Origin of the sequence: Escherichia sp. WS1265 (assembly GCF_046487585.1) — a bacterium.
Classification (GTDB): Bacteria; Pseudomonadota; Gammaproteobacteria; order Enterobacterales; family Enterobacteriaceae; genus Escherichia; species Escherichia coli.
Genome location: NZ_JBJQJE010000002.1, coordinates 221797 through 242199 on the forward strand (window position 1 = coordinate 221797; position 20403 = coordinate 242199).

20 protein-coding genes and 1 riboswitch are annotated in these 20403 nt (G+C 48.6%); of the genes, 9 read left to right on the forward strand and 11 right to left on the reverse strand.

Annotation, left to right across the window (positions count from 1 at the left end; translation table 11 throughout):
* Positions 1 to 13: 13 nt before the first annotated feature.
* Complete coding sequence (locus ACJHX3_RS03415; protein WP_000599927.1) at positions 14 to 643, reverse strand: OB-fold-containig protein; 630 nt, start codon at positions 641 to 643, stop codon at positions 14 to 16.
* Between the two features lie 268 nt (positions 644 to 911).
* On the opposite strand from ACJHX3_RS03415, the gene glgS reads away from it, so the two are divergent.
* Positions 912 to 1112, forward strand: coding sequence for a cell surface composition regulator GlgS (gene glgS, locus ACJHX3_RS03420; protein WP_001296424.1), 201 nt, complete (start codon positions 912 to 914; stop codon positions 1110 to 1112).
* Between the two features lie 34 nt (positions 1113 to 1146).
* On the opposite strand, the gene ubiK is transcribed toward glgS, so the two are convergent.
* Positions 1147 to 1446, reverse strand: a complete 300-nt coding sequence (gene ubiK / locus ACJHX3_RS03425) for a ubiquinone biosynthesis accessory factor UbiK (protein ID WP_001298379.1) — start codon at positions 1444 to 1446, stop codon at positions 1147 to 1149.
* 121 nt (positions 1447 to 1567) lie between these two features.
* Positions 1568 to 1716, forward strand: a riboswitch (FMN riboswitch).
* 103 nt (positions 1717 to 1819) lie between these two features.
* Between ubiK and ribB the strand changes: the two genes are divergently transcribed.
* Positions 1820 to 2473: a 3,4-dihydroxy-2-butanone-4-phosphate synthase gene (gene ribB / locus ACJHX3_RS03430; RefSeq protein ID WP_001076997.1), complete on the forward strand. Its 654-nt coding sequence runs from the start codon at positions 1820 to 1822 to the stop codon at positions 2471 to 2473.
* A 53-nt stretch (positions 2474 to 2526) separates the two neighbouring features.
* Here ribB and ACJHX3_RS03435 read toward each other — a convergent pair whose 3' ends face one another.
* From ACJHX3_RS03435 to ACJHX3_RS03450, 4 genes are all read right to left on the reverse strand, one after another.
* Complete coding sequence (locus tag ACJHX3_RS03435; RefSeq protein WP_087890875.1) at positions 2527 to 3576, reverse strand: pilus assembly protein; 1050 nt, start codon at positions 3574 to 3576, stop codon at positions 2527 to 2529.
* A complete protein-coding gene (locus ACJHX3_RS03440) occupies positions 3573 to 4313 on the reverse strand; it encodes a molecular chaperone (RefSeq protein WP_001366880.1) in 741 nt (246 codons plus the stop codon). The genes ACJHX3_RS03435 and ACJHX3_RS03440 overlap by 4 nt, the downstream gene beginning before the upstream one ends.
* Positions 4314 to 4328: 15 nt before the next feature.
* Positions 4329 to 6851 (reverse strand): fimbria/pilus outer membrane usher protein, encoded by a 2523-nt coding sequence (locus tag ACJHX3_RS03445; RefSeq protein WP_001060686.1) that lies wholly within the window; start codon positions 6849 to 6851, stop codon positions 4329 to 4331.
* Between the two features lie 86 nt (positions 6852 to 6937).
* The gene (locus tag ACJHX3_RS03450) at positions 6938 to 7501 is read right to left on the reverse strand and encodes a fimbrial-like protein (protein WP_000915007.1); all 564 of its coding nucleotides are present in this window, start codon (positions 7499 to 7501) and stop codon (positions 6938 to 6940) included.
* A 581-nt stretch (positions 7502 to 8082) separates the two neighbouring features.
* Here ACJHX3_RS03450 and ACJHX3_RS03455 point away from each other — a divergent pair.
* Positions 8083 to 8253, forward strand: coding sequence for a hypothetical protein (locus ACJHX3_RS03455; protein ID WP_001296421.1), 171 nt, complete (start codon positions 8083 to 8085; stop codon positions 8251 to 8253).
* Between the two features lie 61 nt (positions 8254 to 8314).
* Here the strand turns inward: ACJHX3_RS03455 and zupT are convergent, their stop codons facing one another.
* A complete protein-coding gene (gene zupT / locus ACJHX3_RS03460) occupies positions 8315 to 9088 on the reverse strand; it encodes a zinc transporter ZupT (RefSeq protein ID WP_001600505.1) in 774 nt (257 codons plus the stop codon).
* 142 nt (positions 9089 to 9230) lie between these two features.
* Between zupT and ygiD the strand changes: the two genes are divergently transcribed.
* On the forward strand, positions 9231 to 10019 hold the full coding sequence (gene ygiD / locus ACJHX3_RS03465; protein WP_001469251.1) for a 4,5-DOPA dioxygenase extradiol: 789 nt from the start codon (positions 9231 to 9233) through the stop codon (positions 10017 to 10019).
* Positions 10020 to 10056: 37 nt separating this feature from the next.
* Here the strand turns inward: ygiD and ACJHX3_RS03470 are convergent, their stop codons facing one another.
* The 3 genes from ACJHX3_RS03470 to tolC all read right to left on the reverse strand — a co-directional run bounded on the left by ACJHX3_RS03470 (position 10057) and on the right by tolC (position 13523).
* Positions 10057 to 11217, reverse strand: a complete 1161-nt coding sequence (locus ACJHX3_RS03470; RefSeq protein WP_136159326.1) for a glutathionylspermidine synthase family protein — start codon at positions 11215 to 11217, stop codon at positions 10057 to 10059.
* Positions 11218 to 11222: 5 nt separating this feature from the next.
* Positions 11223 to 11894, reverse strand: a complete 672-nt coding sequence (locus tag ACJHX3_RS03475; RefSeq protein ID WP_000831534.1) for a DUF1190 family protein — start codon at positions 11892 to 11894, stop codon at positions 11223 to 11225.
* 147 nt (positions 11895 to 12041) lie between these two features.
* Positions 12042 to 13523, reverse strand: a complete 1482-nt coding sequence (gene tolC / locus ACJHX3_RS03480) for an outer membrane channel protein TolC (protein ID WP_000735280.1) — start codon at positions 13521 to 13523, stop codon at positions 12042 to 12044.
* Positions 13524 to 13727: 204 nt separating this feature from the next.
* Here tolC and nudF point away from each other — a divergent pair, with 204 nt between their 5' ends.
* Genes nudF through parE form a run of 5 tightly spaced genes read left to right on the forward strand, consistent with a single transcriptional unit; the run spans position 13728 to position 18134 of the window.
* On the forward strand, positions 13728 to 14357 hold the full coding sequence (gene nudF / locus ACJHX3_RS03485) for an ADP-ribose diphosphatase (RefSeq protein ID WP_000917124.1): 630 nt from the start codon (positions 13728 to 13730) through the stop codon (positions 14355 to 14357).
* Complete coding sequence (locus tag ACJHX3_RS03490; RefSeq protein ID WP_000833393.1) at positions 14358 to 14780, forward strand: DUF1249 family protein; 423 nt, start codon at positions 14358 to 14360, stop codon at positions 14778 to 14780.
* Positions 14781 to 14804: 24 nt separating this feature from the next.
* A complete protein-coding gene (gene cpdA / locus ACJHX3_RS03495; RefSeq protein WP_000444747.1) occupies positions 14805 to 15632 on the forward strand; it encodes a 3',5'-cyclic-AMP phosphodiesterase in 828 nt (275 codons plus the stop codon).
* On the forward strand, positions 15632 to 16213 hold the full coding sequence (gene yqiA, locus ACJHX3_RS03500; protein ID WP_000105742.1) for an esterase YqiA: 582 nt from the start codon (positions 15632 to 15634) through the stop codon (positions 16211 to 16213). The genes cpdA and yqiA overlap by 1 nt, the downstream gene beginning before the upstream one ends.
* A 28-nt stretch (positions 16214 to 16241) precedes the next feature.
* Entirely contained in the window at positions 16242 to 18134 is a 1893-nt protein-coding gene (gene parE / locus ACJHX3_RS03505; RefSeq protein WP_000195296.1) for a DNA topoisomerase IV subunit B, read from the forward strand.
* Positions 18135 to 18197: 63 nt separating this feature from the next.
* Here the strand turns inward: parE and ACJHX3_RS03510 are convergent, their stop codons facing one another.
* A complete protein-coding gene (locus tag ACJHX3_RS03510) occupies positions 18198 to 20339 on the reverse strand; it encodes a TonB-dependent siderophore receptor (protein WP_042097191.1) in 2142 nt (713 codons plus the stop codon).
* Positions 20340 to 20403 lie beyond the last annotated feature (64 nt).

Genomic DNA, 20403 nt, shown 5'->3' on the forward strand with positions numbered 1-20403 from the left:
TTTGATTAATAAATTACAATATTTGGGGCCAGGGATTGTTTTCCGCCAAATATCGCGTTGCAGAAAGTCGGCAAATAATTAACACTTTGTCTCCTTTAGTGAAAATTTTTCCTTCTTCAGGCTCTAGTAGTAAATAATGTATTTGGCCAAATTGATCGGTGAGTTTTCCTTCGCAGGGATTACCTGAAGTGGCTTGATGACCGGTAATTAATGCCATGCTACCAATATATTCTTCTTCTGTAATAGCTGAACTATGGTCGCGTGGAATCCAGGTCGCAACTATTTTACCGGTATAATGCACCGCAATAATCGTAAACAGTAAACTGACAGGAACCACGAACAGGTTCGACAGTGGTGATTGCCAGACCATGATGCAGGCATGCTGCAACAGGATGCCAATAAGACCAAAAAAACCAGCCAGCAAGCAGAGAACGACGAGAGCTGGCAATCTTCCGATATTGAGATAATGAAGTGCCTGGCTAATATGACCTGTGGTTATGGAATCATAATGGTCAAGATGTGCATCAAGAGCACCGGAGAGCATGTGACCGCAGATAAGCGCAAAAATTTCTAAAAGGCCGATCAACAGTACAAAGGAAATAGCGAAAAGATAAGGGGTATTATAGTCGGCGAATAAAATCATATGTCACTCCAATGTCCATTTAGTGACGCAATATTTACTTTGGGATAGTTTCCTTGCTTACATTTGTCTTTGTTAATAATAACACATGTTAGAGAAGTTCTGGAAGAGAAAGTCTTTTAATATGGTTTTTTATTTTTCACTAAAAAGTGTGATCGGGGACAATATATTTACGCACGTTATGTTTAAAGGCACTACACTGATTGGGGAATACTGAAATCAGAAAAAGCATATGGCCTTAAAAGGTATGCGATAACCGGAGGATGTGCTTATGGATCATAGTCTTAATTCTTTAAATAATTTCGATTTCCTGGCGCGTAGTTTTGCCAGAATGCACGCAGAAGGTCGCCCGGTCGATATTCTGGCCGTTACTGGTAACATGGATGAAGAACATAGAACCTGGTTTTGCGCACGTTATGCCTGGTATTGCCAACAGATGATGCAAACCAGAGAACTTGAATTAGAACACTGATATTACGGGCCGTCTGGCCCGTTTTTGTGTTGCTTTATTCTGCTTTATCAATAGGCGGGATAGCCGGAGGAGATTGAAGATCTGCTACCGAATTATTGCGCGCTTCCAGTTCACTGATGCGCTGCTCCAGTAATGCCAGTTTCTCACGAGTCCGTAACAGGACTTGTGTCTGTACGTCGAATTCTTCGCGGCTCACCAGATCGAGACGCGTCAGCTGCGCTTGTAGGGTTTGGCGGATTTTTTTCTCCACATCTTCCCCGAACTCCCTGATTCCTTTAGGCATTGATTCGTGAACCTGGCGAGCGATTTGCTCAATTTTTTTCGGGTCAATCATTGTAGTTTCCCTGTACTGATAGGTGTTGAGTGCCATTGTAGTGCGATAAGGGTAAGTCATAAACCAGAATTATGTGAAGCTATGCGTTGCTGCCGCTAATCATTAGCGTTATAGTGAATCCGCTTATTCTCAGGGCGGGGCGAAATTCCCCACCGGCGGTAAATCAACTCAGTTGAAAGCCCGCGAGCGCTTTGGGTGCGAACTCAAAGGACAGCAGATCCGGTGTAATTCCGGGGCCGACGGTTAGAGTCCGGATGGGAGAGAGTAACGATTCTGTCGGGCATGGACCCGCTCACGTTATTTTGGCTATATGCCGCCACTCCTAAGACTGCCCTGATTCTGGTAACCATAATTTTAGTGAGGTTTTTTTACCATGAATCAGACGCTACTTTCCTCTTTTGGTACGCCTTTCGAACGTGTTGAAAATGCACTGGCTGCGCTGCGTGAAGGACGCGGTGTAATGGTGCTTGATGATGAAGACCGTGAAAACGAAGGCGATATGATCTTCCCGGCAGAAACCATGACCGTTGAGCAGATGGCGCTGACCATTCGCCACGGTAGCGGTATTGTTTGCCTGTGCATTACTGAAGATCGCCGTAAACAACTCGATCTGCCAATGATGGTAGAAAATAACACCAGCGCCTATGGCACCGGTTTTACCGTGACCATTGAAGCGGCTGAAGGTGTGACTACCGGTGTTTCTGCCGCTGACCGTATTACGACCGTTCGCGCAGCGATTGCCGATGGCGCAAAACCTTCTGATCTGAATCGCCCGGGCCACGTTTTCCCACTTCGCGCTCAGGCTGGTGGTGTACTGACGCGTGGCGGCCATACTGAAGCTACTATTGATCTAATGACGCTGGCAGGCTTTAAACCGGCTGGTGTGCTGTGTGAGCTGACTAATGACGATGGCACCATGGCGCGTGCACCAGAGTGCATTGAGTTTGCCAATAAACACAATATGGCGCTCGTGACTATTGAAGACCTAGTGGCATACCGTCAGGCACATGAGCGTAAAGCCAGCTAATGACGTTAAATACTCAATATGAAAATGCCGGGGCGTTCCCGGCATTTTGCTGTTTAGTGGTAGTTGATTTTAACTATCAGGTCTTTCTGAAATGGACCATAGACGAGCGGTTCACCAGGCTTCAGGGTTAATTCGGCCTGGTAATCGCGGGTTGCCATTGCTGCACTCTGACCGGGAATATAAGTGCTGAATAATTTGAACTGGTTAAATTCAATATCTTTTTGCGTTTTTTGATCGGTAATCCGCATGAGCAACCCGTTACCTATTTCCAGATGCGTATTGTCATATAATGTATCTGAAGTAAAGAAATTGGTTGCAACATCAAACTGTTCGGTACAATCAGACGCAATGTCTTTTATGGTAGAAACGCTGAATGCTGCCTTCGGTGGGAAAGTTGTAATGGAATTCGCAGCGATCTGCCCAAAATTGACTATCTGACTTTCAGGGAAAATACGGACGTCGACACTACAGTCAAGGAATGAAATATTATCTAACCCCGTAATCGCATAGCGTAAATTTTTCGCGTTGGGGGCCATGTTCGCCCCGCCTTCACCGTCGAATTGCAGCACATTGACTATGCCAAAGTTCACCGTCTGATCTCCTGTCGGGCGGCTTTTGAATTTTACATAGACGCGAAAATGGGCATTAAATGTTATATTCTTTTGAAGTGTACTGCCATTACATATAGGGTCATAATAATACCCGTAATAGTATTGCTCATATTTATCCAGGCACGCATGGGTATCAATTTTTTCATTTATCCCTTCATAATCCACACCATTATAAGTCACGCCAAAGGTTAAATACGGATTATTCAACATATCGGCACTATTTATTTGGGGTAATTTGATCCAGGCATAGATATTTTCTGATGGATTATCTCTTGTCCATCCTGGTGCATTGTCACAATAAACTGTGATATTAATATCTCCGCTCTCCCAAATTTTTTGCCCAGGTTGCGCATTCTCTGGAATTTTGAATGCTGGTAAATCTCCATTTATGATGGTTGTTCCTCTGTACCCATCCTGATAGCAATCAACAGCAAAAGCTGAAACGTTAAAAAACAGGCAAAGAATTGCCAGTAGTCGAAAAAGCGTAATCATATTTTCCCCTTCTTCGCAGGAGTACTTTGGCAGAGGGACTGGACGGAATTGCATACCACTTTAAACATTTCCAGCCCGCCGTAGTCCGCCACAAAGCCTAACTGGAAGGTAGAGGGCAGGTTGTTTAAGTGTTGAGTCGCAGAAGCAAATGGTGCCACCATAATACTGTCCGCACCAGGCATCAGTGTCTTGCCATTAGTGCCGATATAGCCGACGGTAATATGATAAGGCGTCGGGTTATTCAGGGTCAGCCCGGCGGCGGTGCGGGTAATCGTCACTTTTTGCAGAGGAACCATCTCTCCTTCTTTTAACTCAATCGCTTTCGGTCGCCAGAACAGTTTCAGACGGCTTTGCATGGCGATTTGCATGACATTCTGTTCTTTGGCGCGCGGCGGAATTTCCCGCACGTTATAGTAGAACAGCGTTTCTCTGTCCTGTGGCAAGTTATTTAACGAGGCCAGCGCCATCAGGCGAATTTGTACCTGTTCATCAGGCTCAATACGTTCCATCGGCGGCAGTGTTGAAATGTAATCGCGCGTTTTTTTACCGCTGGCATCTTCAATCCACGACTGAGCCAGATAAGGATCGATTTTACTTTGATTGGTCAGGCGAACCGTTGCGCTTTTATTCGAAGCATTAAAAATGATGCGTGTCCTGTCGGGGGAGACAGTAGCCTGGGCAAAGTTGCAGATCCCCAGAAAACAAATCATTCCTGTTGTGATTAATGGTAATTTCATTATATTCATCCTGAATTATTTGACTGTTTTACAAGGTAAAATTATTGCGCTTTCACTAATGTTACTTTGGTTTGGCGGCGTGACTTCACAGGTATTATCACCCCAGGTTAAATGCAGAATACTGTTTTCCTGAATACCGCTGAGATAAACGAAGCCATCTTCCGCTACCAGGCCCACATCTTTACCTGTCGCTTTATCCGTGACATTCACACCTAGTGGAGGGAAGCGGCCATTTTCCTGACGAATAACGCCGACGATTTGGTATCCGGTGGTGGCATTCAGTTTTGCGTAGCCGATGGCACCCTGGGTGAGCGTAGTACGAATAACCGAGTTTTCGACATCGACACCTTCAGGCAGATCGTTATTGTTCACCCGCAACATGGAGGTGGTGTAGTTCGATAACGAAGGTATCACGGCGATGCCCAGCCCGTTGGTAACAGTTCGGTTAGAGTTGATTTCAACGCCGGAGATGCCATCGGTATCGACCATCATGCGGGCGTTATCGCCATAGCTATAATCGTGAAGGGCGACACCATGACGTGTAGCGGTAAGTGAACCGTACCAGCCTGCGGTAACAGAATTGTACTGATTCGGCTGTACACTGCCATTAATGTTCAGACGTCCCCACGGCGAATAGTGCTGGTAGCTGCCGCGCAGTGTGGGTTCGCCATCACGTATATTGTCGTCAGTTGCCGACGCAGAAATATTCCAGATATTGTTGCGATCTGATGAATCGTACCAGGAAATCATCTGCGAAGTATTACTGCTTCCCGTACGCTGCATACTGTAGGAGATGTTGCGGTTTTGTTGTAAAGGTAGAGAGAAAGAGAAGTAATATTGATTCTCTTCGTCGTCATCCCAGCGGATTCGACTTACTGCCAGCGATGCAGAGATACCTTTGAAATCGCCAATATCAAAGTTTTTGCTTACAGATACGGAGTAGTTGGTATTGCTGGCGCTGTCCCAATAAGTATTGCGTGTAACGTTGAGATAAGAGTTTAATTCCAGCGTTTCAAAGTACTGGTTCAAGGAAATGACATAACTCTCTTTTTCATTATCAATTGACTCATCGCCATTACGCGAGCTTAGGTACTCACTCATCGACACGTAATCTTTATCTGAGAAGCGATAACCCGCGAAGGTAATCTGACTACCTGTCGATTCGAAATGCTTTGCATAGTTGAAGCGATAGCTGTAACCACGCAGATTGTCGCTATTTTGTTGCTGCAGAGAGGCGTCTGCTCCGGTGACATCAAAAGAAAGCGAACCGAATTGGTTAAGGTTAAAGCCAATACCGGTAGTGATAGCCTGATAATCATCAGCGGTGAACATGCCGCCACCATACAGCGACACATTGTTCAGCCAGCCCCAGGAGGCTTCCGCCGTCCAGAAAAAGGGATTATTGATATCGTTATGCCCGACGGATGTTGGTTTTCCCAGCGACGTCTTATAGCGCACTTGCCCTTTACGGGTTAAATAGGGAATGGATGCGGAGCCAACCTGGAAGGTGCTGGTGCGGCCATCTTCTTCTTCCACTGTGACATCCAACTGCCCCTGAAACGATTGCCCCAAATCAGAAATAGTAAAAGGGCCTGGCGCGACAGTGGTTTGATAAAGTACACGACCATTTTGTGCCACAGTTACTTTCGCGTTGGTCTGCGCGATGCCGGTAATTTGTGGCGCATAACCCTGTAAATCTGGCGGCAGCATGCTTTCATCACTTTCCAGCGATGCGCCAGTAAAGTGGAAGGTATCGTAAAGATTGGAGCTCAGGTCATACTGGCCCATAGTGAATTTTGACGACCAGGAGGGGATAGGGCGAAACAGATAAGTTCGCGCAAATTCGCTGTCGTGGTTTACCGAGCGTCCATCAGCAAAATTCTGATTATATTGGTAATCGCTACGTAAGCGCCATGCGCCGAGGTTAAAGCCTAACGTACCATAGGAGCTGACGTTTTGGGTGCTGTCTCCGTGATGTGGGGCATACTGGCTGGCGTACACGTTGTAATCAAGGATAAACCCGGCGATACCGGCATCCCAAAACTCTGGTGGCGTCCAGTTTGTTGCCTGGTATTTTAACCATGCCTGGGGAACACTTAGCGATAATATCATCGTAGCTTTATCAAGTCGTGTAGTTAACTCCTGACGTTGGCTTAAATCGAGACATTCGCTGCCAGCTATGTTTTGCAATGATTCAATAAATTCCGTATTAAGACCGAAATTAGTCAAATTTTCTTTGGTTAAGCAGAGTAACGAACCACTTTCATTATCGGCTTTTACCCATTCCAGTATTAACGTTTGTGGCAACATATTTTTATTTATTTGCACACGAACGAGGTATCTACCAGGGGGGATATAGCCTTTTTTCTCAAAACGCGAGATATCAATATTCTCACGGTCTTCTGCGTCAACCATATCGACGTTGAATTCTACGGCGTGGACTGGCAAAACGAAGAGTAGGGAACACACAACGCCAGACAGGGCAATTTTAATTGCATGGGATAACTTATCCCCGGTAAACGTGTTTTTATTGTTCATAAAAATCCATTTCTAAAAAGGCCCAAAGTTGCCGATGAAATTTCATCGGCTTTACCGCCTGACGTTGTGTAGTTACTAATTGCCGCTTACTTGTAGTCGAGTACGTAATTAGCTTGTGCCTGCACGTTACCTGGAGTCGCGGTGCGTCCCAGAGATTCCATACGGGCTTTAAAGTTCAACTCCTGGTAGGAGTTAGTCGTCGGGAAGTTGATAGTGATTGGAGTGCCAAGAGTCACGTTGGTGTTGTCTGATTTCACCAGACGTACGCCTACATCAGTTGCGCCGCCGATGTTACCTTCCAGAGTGTTTTTAAGCAGGTTGGAATCGGTAGCGTCAACACTGGCAGAACTAAAGGTGATTTTGACTTTATCAACAGTGTTCGTGCCGTCAGATAAAATACAATCCTGCAAGTGAATGGTGACATCTACAGGCAGAGATTTCTGACCGCTTTTTAATACGGTATCAGCAACTTCACCGAGGTTTATTGTCTGATCTTCATCACCAGGAGCAATAGAACAAGGTGCATCGATAACTTCACCTTTAAAAGTAATTTTACCGGAACCCTGATTAGCATCGTCAGCAAGAGCGTTAAAAGCAACGCCTGATAACAATGCGGTTGCGAACATAGATAACAATGTTTTTTTTAACATGACTATAATCCTTTATAAATTAGAAAGGCTATGAATGAGGAAAATATAGGTTTGAATCTGATATTAATTCCGCTATGGAGATTACCATAGTTAGAGATGACTTAGCTTGTTATTAATATTAAATACTGATTAAGTAAAACTTAAATCATACACTTTCATTATATATTAAGATGCGTATACCTGGATATTTGTTGTATATCGTTGTGAATAATAATTTTTTTGTATGAGTTGTGGTTAAAAAATGAACATTCATTGACAAAAGTTTACGTATGATATTGTAAGGTGGTAAAGTATGTTTATTAAAACGAGTAGGGACGCAAGAATCGTGAAGATATAATATATATCTAGTGGTGCTTATTAAGTTTTATCATTAATTAGTGATATTTCATCCCAGAATGAGATGCATTAATAGCCTTAGCTGTTCTTTTTTTAATCGGATATGGTATGTAATACAACACTTACTATGATCGAAATCATATACTTGATTCAGAATTATGCGAGTATATGAATATATTCGATGATGGATATGTGAAATTTTAACGCTAAATGTTTAGTAATGTTAAATTTTGAAGGTGAAAAGGATGTTTATTGCCTGGTACTGGATTGTATTAATTGTTCTACTGGCTGGTGGCTATTTTCTTCATCTTAAACGTTACTGTAAAGCTTTTCGCCATGACAGAGATGCGCTGTTAGCTGCCCGAAGTAAATTAGATAAACGCTCCGATAAAGAAGTGTTTGAAAAGCATCAATAATACCTTTAATAACGATACAGATGTTGCCTTTAGCAATGGGCAACATCTGTTATTATCGTCTTTAACCAATTCCCGCCGTTTGTAGCAGCACTAAACTAAATCCCATTACTGACATCCCACACAGCACGCCATAGCTGGGATTATTATTGGGATCAATCTCTTTGGCTAACGGCATTAATTCGTCCACGGAGAGCGCCACCATGATTCCTGCAACCGCCGCCATGATTGCCGCCATGACCACCGGGGAAATCATGCTACCAAGGATTAACCACGCCAGCACGCCGCCGAGAATTTCCGCCAGCCCAGAAATCCCCGCCCACAGAATTGCGGTGCGTTTCGACCCCGTTGCCGCGTAAACCGGCCCCGCAACCGCCAGACCTTCAGGAATATTGTGCAACGCCACGGCCAGTGAGATGCCAAAGCCCAGCTCCAGGTTACTGCTTGCTGTAACAAAGGTGGCAATCCCTTCCGGGAAGTTATGCAGGCTGATTCCAAGAGTGAGCAGAATAGCAGTGCGCCTGATCGATTTGGGCAACGGTTGCACCGATTTTTGCATTAAATCCTGCGGATGCGCATGCGGCAACATGCGGTCCAGACCAAAATAGCCCAGCAGACCAAAGATAAACATCCCGTAGCCCAGAACGGGGGACATTCCTTCGGCGGCTAATGCGGCAGGGAGCATCTCCATCAATGAGATAAGCAACATGATCCCCGCTGCAAACCCTAGCGAAAATGCCAGCAGTCGGTTCGAGGGTTTTTGCCCGAGAACGCCGAGAAACGCGCCAATAAACGTGGCTGCCCCCGCCAGTATGGTCAGAATGAGAGGTACTGACATCGACAACTCCTTATAAATCTTCACCTTCAGGCAGATCGTCAAAATAACTGATGATCATCATCATTGTTATCCGGGTTCTTACTCCGCCGAACAAGCGTATTGTGAGGATATCAAAATGACACCTTTAGTTAAGGATATCATCATGTCTTCAACACGTATGCCAGCATTGTTTTTAGGTCACGGTAGTCCGATGAACGTGCTGGAAGATAATTTGTATACCCGCAGCTGGCAGAAGTTGGGGATGACATTGCCACGCCCGCAAGCGATTGTGGTGGTTTCGGCTCACTGGTTTACCCGTGGAACAGGAGTGACCGCGATGGAGACGCCGCCCACGATTCATGACTTTGGTGGCTTCCCGCAGGCGCTGTACGACACGCATTATCCTGCTCCGGGTTCGCCTGCGCTGGCACAGCATCTGGTTGAGCTGTTAGCGCCGGTCCCGGTGACGCTGGATAAAGAAGCCTGGGGCTTTGACCACGGCTCGTGGGGCGTGCTGATTAAGATGTATCCTGACGCCGATATTCCGATGGTGCAGTTGAGTATCGACAGTAGCAAACCTGCCGCCTGGCATTTCGAAATGGGGCGCAAACTGGCAGCGCTGCGTGATGAAGGGATAATGTTGGTCGCCAGTGGCAACGTGGTGCATAACCTGCGTACAGTGAAGTGGCACGGTGATAGTTCACCGTATCCGTGGGCGACGTCGTTTAATGAGTATGTGAAAGCGAATCTGACGTGGCAAGGGCCGGTGGAACAACATCCTCTGGTGAATTATCTCGACCATGAAGGTGGCGCGTTATCGAACCCAACGCCAGAGCACTATCTGCCGTTGTTGTATGTCTTAGGTGCGTGGGATGGGCAGGAGCCAATTACCATTCCGGTCGATGGTATAGAAATGGGCAGTTTAAGTATGTTGTCGGTGCAGATAGGCTAATAATTACCGGATGGCGAGTGCCATCCGGTATCATGGCTTATTCAACAAAAATATGTGGATAAAACCGAGACATATCCTGGGTGATCAATGCACGGTCTTCACGAATGCCAATTCCGGCAGGTTGATCATTCACCAGCCAGCTACCAATCAGCATATAGCTGTCGCCGAATTTCGGTAACGGGTGGAATTGCTGAACAATCATCCCTTCTTCGCCATACGGACCTTCCGCTGCTTCAATGGTTTTGCCGTTCTCAATGATCGACACGTTTGCGCCTTCACGGGAGAAGATCGGTTTAACCACATATTTTTCCATTTGCGGATGATCATCTTCCGCAAAATAAGCGGGCAGCAGGTTCGGGTGATTCGGGAACATCTCCCACAGTAGCGGCAGAAGCGCTTTGTTGGAGATAATGCTCTTCCACGCCGGTTCCAGCCAGCGTACGCCTGCATCCTCCAGCTTGGTGGAGAACATCTCACGCAGCATAAATTCCCACGGATACAGCTTGAACAGGTTAGAAATCACCTGATCCTGTAAATCCGTGAACTGACCTTTTTCGCCTAAACCGATATCGTCGATGTAGAGGAATTCAGTAGCGATTTCAGCTTCTGTCGCGCAGTCCTGCAAATACTGAATGGTTCCGCGATCTTCCACCGTGTCGCGACAGCAGGTGAGATGCAGCAACTGGAAGCCATACTGTTCACGCAGCTCGACAAAGCGATCGATCAGCTTTTCTTGCAGACTGTTAAACTGGTCGCTGCCTTCCGGCAGGTTACCGGCGTTAAGCTGATCTTCCAGCCAGATCCACTGAAAGAATGCGGCTTCATACAGTGACGTTGGCGTATCGGCGTTATTTTCCAGAAGTTTAGGTTCGCCAGTGCCATCCCACGCCAGATCAAGACGCGAATAAAGCGATGGCTGGTGAGTCAGCCATGACTGGCGCACAAAACTCCAGGTGTGTTTTGGAATGCGGAATTTGGTCATCAGCTCATCGCTGGCGATCACTTTTTCCACCACTTTCAGGCACATCTGGTGCAATTCGGCGGTGACTTCTTCCAGCTTTTCAACCTGGGCGAGGGTCAACTTGTAGTAAGCATCTTCACACCAATACGGTTCGCCGTACATGGTGTGAAAATTGAAACCGTATTCGTGGGCTTTTCCGCGCCAGTCCGGGCGCTCGGTAATACTGACTCTTTCCATCGGTATCAGCCACCCATTGAACGAGAAGAGGTGCCGGTTGCGCTACGTTGCATAGTGCTTTGTTTGGCAACAGATTCACCAAAACCGCCACGAGTAACGGTGGTGGTGGTCGCCGGTTTTGGTGCCATTGCCGTCTTCGGTACGGTCATGGTGCGGCCTGGCTGCGCTGCGCCATAGTTTTTACCCGTCGCGTCGGTATATTTACCGTAAGCCGGGCTGGCTGGGTTTTTCGAGGAGAACAGCGGCTGCTGTGCAAATCCCGCGCCGCCGCCCATCAGACGCCCCATCATGTAACCGGCCATCAGCGGCATCCAGAAACTCCCGCTCGATTGCTGGGCCTGCGCCTGGTTTTCTGGTGCCATACCAGCCTGGGCTGGTGCCTGCTGGCACTGACCTTCGCCAAATTCAGCAATACAGTCTTCACGAGTGGCGTATTTCGGCGCAGTACGTTCGGCTTCTTTCAGCGCATTGTTGTACGCAGTGGTACATTCGGCGCTTTTGCCTGGGTTTGCAGCTGAACAGTCGTCAGCATTTTGATAGAGAGACACTGTTTCATCACTCTTTTCACAGCCAGCCAGCATAAAAACAGTGGCAACCGCGAGAGCGACTGGTGTCAGATGGCGTGCGCTCCAGTTTTTGCGGAACGATGCGTGGCGTATGGATTTTGTCCGTTTCATTTTTGTCTTCCGGGACCAGTGGTAAATACCCATCAGAATAGAGGATGGCTGGTCGAAATTGAAGCGAGAAGGGGGAAGAATGCGGCAGATAACCCGTATCTTTACGTTGCCTTACGTTCAGACGGGGCCGAAGCCCCGTCGTCGTCATCAGTTACGGAAAGGGTTATGACCGTTACTGGTGGTAGTGCGTGCGGATGTTTGCTGAACGACGGGTGCCGGGCTATCAGGTGCATAACCATCAGCAATAGCATTCTGTTCCGGCGTTTGCGGGGCAACGTTTTCCGGGTTAGTGGAAACCGGTTTGCTCAGCGTATTGTTCAGTGCCAGCAGATCCTGCTCGTTCAACGTACCCAGGGCTGACTTAATATTCAGCTGATTAATCAGGTAGTTATAACGCGCATTCGCCAGCTCTTGCTTGGCGTTGTACAGCGTGGTGGTCGCATCCAACACATCAACAATGGTACGCGTACCGACCGAGTAGCCCGCTTCCATCGCGTCTAATGAGCTTTGAGCGGAAACTACGGCTTGTTTGTAGGCGTTAATGCTACTGATAGAAGCATTAATGTTGTTGAAGGAGGAACGTACGGTTTGCACGACGCTACGATGGGCGCTTTCCAGTTGCTCACTGGCACCAACAAAGTTGTACTGGGCCTGTTTCACCTGCGAGTTAACCATTCCGCCCTGATAAATCGGCAGCGAGAAGCTCAGACCAACTTTGTTCTGGCCCATATTGCTATCGTCATACTGGGTACCAGCGGCACCACGGGTTTTCGAACCGCTATATGAGGTGTCAGAAATCCCGGTAGAAGCCGTTAAATCCAGAGTCGGTAAGTGACCATCCTGCGCCTGGCGAATTTGCTCGCGCGCCAGGTCCTGGCTCAAGCGTGCCTGTAACAGCGACAGGTTGCGTTTTTCGGCTTCTTTCAGCAGCGCGTTAACCGGCTGCGGTTTGTCGGTTTTAAAGTTTTCGACATTCAGCGCCGCCAGTTCCGGATAATAGTTACCGGTGATCTGGCGCAGCTGCTCTACCGCGTTATCAAGGTTATTACGTGCGGTCACTTCGTTCGCCAGCACGGTATCGTACTGTGCGCGGGCGTTCTGCACGTCGGTGATCGCTACCAGGCCCACGTTAAAACGTTGGGTGGTTTGATCTAATTGACGGTAGATCGCTTCTTTTTGCGCCTGTGTATAGGAAAGAACGTCAATAGCATTCAACACGTTGAAATAAGCGGTCGCGGTGTTGAGGATCAAGGTTTGTTGATCGGTCTGATACGTGACGTCCTGAATCCCAGCTGCTTTTTCCTGCAGCGTTAACGCACGCCATTTCGACATATCAAAAATGGATTGAGTTAACTGCAGGGACGCACTGGTCGCGTTAGAGTTGATGCCGTTCGCGTCGCGGTAGCCGTTGCTATAGGTGTAATCTGCACCTAAACCTAGCTGTGGCAGTAATGGACTGCGCGCTTCATTAATTTTTTCAAAGGCAGCATCACGATCGGCGGCAGACTTACGCAATTCCGGGTTACTAAGGCGTGCTTGCTGATAAACTTGCATCAGGTTCTCGGCCTGGCTCAACGAACTGAACCCAGAGAGGCTCAGGCCGATAAGAATGGGGAGCAATTTCTTCATTTGCATTCCTTGTGGTGAAGCAGTATTTAGCGCGATCAAACTGTAAAATTATTGCGGATTCTAGCAGAAGCCGCTACCGCAAAAGGTTGGCGTTACGTGCCATAGGGCGTTAATGTGCCTCAATTTAACACATGACTGCTCAAACGGCAGTCAAACGTCGCTGAAATTCACATTTAATTCACTATTAGTGCCAGGACATTAACAATGCTTAAGCCAGACAACCTGCCCGTTACATTTGGCAAAAACGATGTAGAAATTATTGCACGAGAAACACTTTATCGCGGCTTTTTTTCATTAGATCTTTATAGATTTCGTCATCGTCTATTCAACGGGCAAATGAGTCATGAGGTACGGCGGGAAATTTTTGAGCGCGGTCACGCCGCAGTCTTGCTACCCTTTGACCCAGTACGTGATGAAGTTGTGCTGATTGAGCAGATTCGGATTGCCGCGTACGACACCAGCAAAACCCCCTGGCTACTGGAGATGGTTGCCGGGATGATTGAAGAGGGTGAAAGTGTGGAAGATGTTGCCCGTCGCGAAGCGATTGAAGAGGCGGGACTGATAGTCAAACGGACCAAACCGGTGTTAAGTTTCCTGGCAAGCCCGGGGGGCACCAGTGAGCGTTCGTCAATTATGGTGGGCGAAGTGGACGCCACGACCGCAAGCGGTATTCACGGTCTGGCTGATGAAAACGAAGATATTCGCGTTCATGTGGTAAGCCGGGAACAGGCATACCAGTGGGTAGAAGAGGGGAAAATCGACAACGCAGCGTCGGTCATCGCTTTGCAATGGCTGCAGTTGCATCATCAAGCGTTAAAAAATGAGTGGGCATAAATGAAGCGTTACACACCTGACTTTCCTGAAATGATGCGCCTGTGCGAGATGAACTTTTCACAATTGCGCCGTTTGTTGCCGCGCAATGACGCACCCGGCGAAACTGTAAGCTATCAGGTGGCAAACGCACAATATCGGCTGACGATTGTGGAATCGACCCGATACACTACCCTGGTGACAATAGAACAGACTGCGCCCGCGATCAGTTACTGGAGCCTTCCGTCAATGACGGTGCGTCTGTATCATGACGCGATGGTGGCTGAAGTGTGTTCAAGCCAGCAGATTTTTCGCTTCAAAGCGCGGTATGATTATCCTAATAAAAAGTTGCATCAACGCGACGAAAAGCATCAAATTAACCAGTTTTTAGCGGACTGGTTGCGATACTGTTTAGCACATGGAGCGATGGCGATTCCGGTTTACTAGCGTCGTGAAACCTAAGGACACCATTTGGAAAGCCTGTTAACCCTTCCTCTGGCTGGTGAGGCCAGAGTCAGGATTTTACAAATTACCGACACTCACCTGTTTGCACAAAAGCACGAAGCCCTGTTAGGGGTAAACACCTGGGAAAGCTACCAGGCGGTGCTGGAGGCGATTCGTCCACACCAGCACGAATTCGACCTGATTGTCGCGACAGGTGATTTAGCGCAGGATCAATCCTCTGCGGCCTATCAGCATTTCGCTGAAGGCATCGCAAGTTTTCGTGCGCCCTGCGTCTGGCTGCCGGGCAACCACGATTTCCAGCCCGCGATGTACAGCGCGTTACAGGATGCGGGTATCTCCCCGGCGAAGCGGGTGTTTATTGGTGAGCAATGGCAAATCCTGTTGCTGGATAGCCAGGTGTTTGGCGTGCCGCACGGTGAGCTGAGCGAATTTCAGCTTGAGTGGCTGGAACGTAAACTGGCCGATGCGCCAGAACGCCATACGTTGCTGCTGCTGCATCATCATCCGTTACCTGCGGGTTGTAGTTGGCTTGATCAACACAGCCTGCGTAACGCGGGCGAACTGGATACCGTGCTGGCGAAGTTTCCGCATGTCAAATACTTGCTGTGCGGTCATATTCATCAGGAGCTGGATCTCGACTGGAACGGTCGCCGCCTGCTGGCAACGCCGTCGACCTGTGTGCAATTTAAGCCGCACTGTTCCAACTTTACGCTGGACACCATCGCGCCCGGCTGGCGTACTCTCGAGTTACATGCTGATGGCACGCTGACCACCGAGGTGCATCGCCTGGCGGACACACGTTTCCAACCTGATACCGCTTCAGAAGGCTACTGATGTCTACGCTTCTTTATTTACACGGTTTCAACAGCTCGCCGCGCTCTGCAAAAGCGAGCTTGTTAAAAAGCTGGCTTGCGGAACATCACCCTGGCGTTGAGATGATCATCCCGCAGTTGCCGCCGTATCCTTCCGATGCGGCAGAACTGCTGGAATCCATTGTCCTGGAACATGGCGGCGATTCGCTGGGTATTGTCGGTTCGTCACTGGGGGGATATTACGCCACCTGGTTGTCGCAATGTTTTATGCTGCCCGCAGTGGTGGTAAACCCGGCGGTGCGCCCGTTTGAACTGCTGACGGACTATCTCGGTCAGAACGAGAACCCCTACACCGGGCAGCAATATGTGCTAGAGTCACGCCATATTTACGATCTCAAAGTCATGCAGATTGACCCGCTGGAAGCGCCGGATTTGATCTGGCTGCTGCAACAGACGGGAGATGAAGTGCTGGATTACCGCCAGGCGGTGGCGTACTACGCTTCCTGCCGCCAGACTGTCATAGAAGGCGGCAACCACGCATTCACGGGCTTCGAAGATTATTTCAACCCGATCGTCGATTTTCTTGGTCTGCACCATCTCTGACGATCAACTCGAATTGCTAACTTAAACCATGACGCAAACTTATAACGCTGATGCCATTGAGGTACTCACCGGGCTTGAGCCGGTTCGCCGCCGTCCGGGAATGTATACCGATACCACTCGCCCTAACCATTTGGGGCAAGAAGTTATTGATAACAGTGTCGATGAAGCACTGGCGGGTCACGCAAAACGCGTGGATGTAATCTTACATGCTGACCAGTCGTTAGAAGTTATTGACGATGGGCGTGGGATGCCGGTGGATATTCACCCGGAAGAGGGTGTACCGGCGGTTGAACTGATTCTTTGCCGTCTGCATGCAGGCGGTAAATTCTCTAACAAAAATTACCAGTTCTCTGGCGGCCTGCATGGCGTGGGGATTTCGGTAGTTAACGCCCTGTCGAAGCGCGTAGAAGTTAACGTACGCCGCGATGGTCAGGTTTATAACATCGCCTTTGAAAATGGCGAAAAGGTGCAGGATTTACAGGTTGTCGGCACTTGCGGTAAGCGCAATACCGGTACCAGCGTGCACTTCTGGCCGGATGAAACCTTCTTTGACAGCCCGCGTTTTTCTGTTTCACGCCTGACACATGTGCTGAAAGCCAAAGCGGTACTGTGCCCTGGTGTTGAGATCACCTTTAAAGATGAGATCAACAACACCGAACAGCGCTGGTGCTATCAGGACGGTCTGAATGATTACCTGGCGGAAGCGGTAAACGGTTTACCGACGCTGCCGGAAAAACCGTTTATCGGTAATTTCGCTGGTGATACTGAAGCTGTGGACTGGGCGCTACTGTGGCTGCCGGAAGGCGGTGAACTGCTGACCGAAAGCTACGTCAACCTGATCCCAACGATGCAGGGTGGTACGCACGTTAATGGCTTGCGTCAGGGCCTGCTGGATGCGATGCGCGAGTTCTGTGAATATCGCAACATTCTGCCGCGCGGCGTGAAGCTGTCGGCGGAAGATATCTGGGATCGCTGCGCCTATGTGCTGTCAGTAAAAATGCAGGATCCACAGTTTGCCGGGCAGACCAAAGAGCGTCTCTCTTCGCGTCAGTGTGCGGCATTCGTTTCGGGCGTGGTGAAAGATGCCTTCATCCTGTGGCTGAACCAGAACGTTCAGGCGGCGGAGCTGCTGGCAGAGATGGCGATTTCCAGTGCCCAGCGTCGTATGCGTGCGGCTAAAAAAGTGGTGCGTAAAAAGCTAACCAGCGGCCCGGCGCTGCCTGGTAAATTGGCTGACTGTACCGCGCAGGATCTTAACCGTACCGAACTGTTCCTTGTGGAAGGTGACTCCGCAGGCGGATCTGCCAAGCAGGCGCGCGATCGCGAATATCAGGCGATCATGCCACTGAAAGGTAAGATCCTTAACACCTGGGAAGTCTCCTCCGACGAAGTGCTGGCTTCGCAGGAAGTGCACGATATTTCGGTAGCGATCGGTATCGATCCTGACAGCGACGATTTGAGCCAGCTTCGTTACGGCAAGATCTGTATCCTGGCGGATGCTGACTCCGATGGTCTGCACATTGCCACGCTGCTCTGCGCTTTGTTTGTAAAACACTTCCGCGCATTGGTGAAACACGGTCACGTTTACGTTGCACTGCCACCGCTCTACCGTATTGACCTCGGGAAAGAGGTTTATTACGCGCTGACGGAAGAAGAGAAAGAGGGCGTACTTGAGCAATTAAAACGCAAGAAAGGCAAGCCGAACGTTCAGCGTTTTAAAGGTCTGGGGGAAATGAACCCGATGCAATTGCGCGAAACCACGCTTGATCCGAACACTCGCCGTCTGGTGCAGTTGACTATCGATGATGAAGACGATCAGCGTACTGACGCGATGATGGATATGCTGCTGGCGAAGAAACGCTCGGAAGATCGCCGCAACTGGTTGCAAGAGAAAGGCGACATGGCGGAGATTGAGGTCTGATAATCCTCCCGCCAGAAGAATAAAACATAGCCCGGTATACAAGTGTATACCGGGCTTTTTTGATCAAAATTCCATTTTCACCGTGAATTGCACTTCACGCGGATCGCCAATCTGATTCCCCAGATTATTTGTGGCGATGGAAGAGGTGTAATACGTTTTATCAAACAGGTTTTTGACGTTTAATTGCAGTGTGACCGGATACTGCAATTTCATTTTGTATGCGGCGAAGGCATCGGCAACGAAATAGCCTGGCAGATAATAGTCAGCCCCATTGGTTGCCGAACGACGGCTTACGCCATGTCCACCACCGCCAAACGTCAGTGTGTTATTGCCTGGCATGTTATGAATGTCATAGGTCAGGAATAGCGAACCGGTATGACGAGGAACATTCGGCAATGGTTTCCCTGCATAATCAGGATCTTCCAGAACCTTAGCATCGGTATAGCCGTAGCTGGCAATGATATTAATGTTTTCAGTTAATGCTCCCGCAAGGTCGACTTCTACCCCTCTTGAACGAACGCGGCCTGCCGTTTTGGCGATGGTTTCATCACCAATACTTTCGGTATACAACACGTTACGTTTATGGATATCAAACAGCGCAATATCTGCGGTTATACCATCGAACAGCTCGAATTTTGCCCCGACTTCGTAAGCATTAGATGATTCCGGTGGAAGATCTCCGATGTAGCTGGCAATTGACGATTGCGGCATAAATGTTTGCGAATAATTAGCAAATAAGGATACCGATGGCGTCAGTTTGTAGACTAACCCCAGTTTGGGCGTCCATTGTTCATCGCGGCTGTCAGTATTGACATTAAAAGGACGGCCTTTACCCGCATACTGCGTGTAATACTGATAGCGGATCCCGGCGACGGCAATCCAGTTATCGGTCAGATAGAGCGCGTCCTGTGCATACGCTGAGTAGCTCTCCTGTTTGATCGTCTGATCACTGTCCGACGCCGAAACCGTTGTGCATTTGCTGGTATTGCCATAAACGGGGTTGTAAATATTGAAATCTTTAGCGTTTTTACAGCGAATCATATCTGTGCGCAGAAGATCATAATATTCATATGACACCCCACCCAGAATCTCATTATAGAACCCAGCAATATCAACATTCCCTTGCAGATCCGCGCGAGTAGAATGCATACGCTGGGTAGATCCCTGAGTTGCATCAACACGCCGTGTCAGCGTTCCTGTCGTTGCATCATACGCGGTAACGCGAGCCTGATTGTCGCTGTATTTATCCTGGCTGTAGCTGTAATCAAAGCGCGCTGTCCACTGGCTATTGAGATGATATTCTGCGTTGAGTTGCGCCAGATCGGACTGACCATCTGTAATATTAAACGGTTCGTCAAAACGTATTTTTCGATCAACGTTTACGGGCTGTTTCGTCGTAAGGTCGAAAATCGTTCCACGATCGAACGGAGTTTTATAGTCCCGATGGGAATAGAGCATGGTTACTGTTGCATTATCACCAAACCAGGTGAGTGACGGGGCAATAAATGTACTGCGCTCTTTACCGAAGTTTCGCCAGTAATCTTCATCCTGCACTTCCCCCGTCAGGCGGTATGCCAGCTGAGTGCCTTCAATGGGACCTGTGATATCAAGTTGCCCAGTGCCTCCGCCAAAACTGGAGGACGTGGCTGAGACAGAACCATGGAATGTTTTTTCCGGGCGCTTGGTCACGACGTTAATCAATCCACCAGGATCGAGAATGCCATACAGCGTGGAGGCCGGACCTTTTAGCACTTCCACACGTTCTGTGGCGGCGTTGAAACTGCGAGGAAGTACAGTTCGCAGGCCGTTGGTCATGATGGAGCCATCCCGGTTAGCACCAAATCCACGACGTACAAAGGCGTCCTGAGTTCCGCCTAATGTATTGGTCTGTACCACGTTACTGACGTTATAAAGCGCTTCATCCAGCGTCGTCGCATTCTGATCTTCCAGAACCTGATCGCTAACCGTATTGACCACCTGCGGGATATCCAGCATCGGCATATCGGTTAATGTCGCCGTGGAAGTGCTCAGAGGTTGATAACCATCGGTCGCCTCAGTTGCGGTATTTGCATCCGCTGTAACAGTGATTGTTTCGCCATCTTTGGTCGTTGCAGTGTCGGTTGCATGAATCATTGGTGCTGCAAAGAGCAGTGAAAAGAGCGCCCGACCTTTGATTCCTGAGAATGAAGGTGTGAACTTAGCTATTTAGTCTGTTATCCCAAAAACTCACGGATTGTCGTGAGTGAAAATTGTTTCTTGTTGCTCACTA

Excerpts from the sequence above, each read along its gene's own strand:
- ACJHX3_RS03415 (WP_000599927.1), bottom strand. The coding sequence starts at position 643 with ATGATTTTATTCGCCGACTATAATACCCCTTATCTTTTCGCTATTTCC.
- glgS (WP_001296424.1), top strand. The coding sequence starts at position 912 with ATGGATCATAGTCTTAATTCTTTAAATAATTTCGATTTCCTGGCGCGT.
- ubiK (WP_001298379.1), bottom strand. The coding sequence starts at position 1,446 with ATGATTGACCCGAAAAAAATTGAGCAAATCGCTCGCCAGGTTCACGAA.
- ribB (WP_001076997.1), top strand. The coding sequence starts at position 1,820 with ATGAATCAGACGCTACTTTCCTCTTTTGGTACGCCTTTCGAACGTGTT.
- ACJHX3_RS03435 (WP_087890875.1), bottom strand. The coding sequence starts at position 3,576 with ATGATTACGCTTTTTCGACTACTGGCAATTCTTTGCCTGTTTTTTAAC.
- ACJHX3_RS03440 (WP_001366880.1), bottom strand. The coding sequence starts at position 4,313 with ATGAAATTACCATTAATCACAACAGGAATGATTTGTTTTCTGGGGATC.
- ACJHX3_RS03445 (WP_001060686.1), bottom strand. The coding sequence starts at position 6,851 with ATGAACAATAAAAACACGTTTACCGGGGATAAGTTATCCCATGCAATT.
- ACJHX3_RS03450 (WP_000915007.1), bottom strand. The coding sequence starts at position 7,501 with ATGTTAAAAAAAACATTGTTATCTATGTTCGCAACCGCATTGTTATCA.
- ACJHX3_RS03455 (WP_001296421.1), top strand. The coding sequence starts at position 8,083 with ATGTTTATTGCCTGGTACTGGATTGTATTAATTGTTCTACTGGCTGGT.
- zupT (WP_001600505.1), bottom strand. The coding sequence starts at position 9,088 with ATGTCAGTACCTCTCATTCTGACCATACTGGCGGGGGCAGCCACGTTT.
- ygiD (WP_001469251.1), top strand. The coding sequence starts at position 9,231 with ATGTCTTCAACACGTATGCCAGCATTGTTTTTAGGTCACGGTAGTCCG.
- ACJHX3_RS03470 (WP_136159326.1), bottom strand. The coding sequence starts at position 11,217 with ATGGAAAGAGTCAGTATTACCGAGCGCCCGGACTGGCGCGGAAAAGCC.
- ACJHX3_RS03475 (WP_000831534.1), bottom strand. The coding sequence starts at position 11,894 with ATGAAACGGACAAAATCCATACGCCACGCATCGTTCCGCAAAAACTGG.
- tolC (WP_000735280.1), bottom strand. The coding sequence starts at position 13,523 with ATGAAGAAATTGCTCCCCATTCTTATCGGCCTGAGCCTCTCTGGGTTC.
- nudF (WP_000917124.1), top strand. The coding sequence starts at position 13,728 with ATGCTTAAGCCAGACAACCTGCCCGTTACATTTGGCAAAAACGATGTA.
- ACJHX3_RS03490 (WP_000833393.1), top strand. The coding sequence starts at position 14,358 with ATGAAGCGTTACACACCTGACTTTCCTGAAATGATGCGCCTGTGCGAG.
- yqiA (WP_000105742.1), top strand. The coding sequence starts at position 15,632 with ATGTCTACGCTTCTTTATTTACACGGTTTCAACAGCTCGCCGCGCTCT.
- parE (WP_000195296.1), top strand. The coding sequence starts at position 16,242 with ATGACGCAAACTTATAACGCTGATGCCATTGAGGTACTCACCGGGCTT.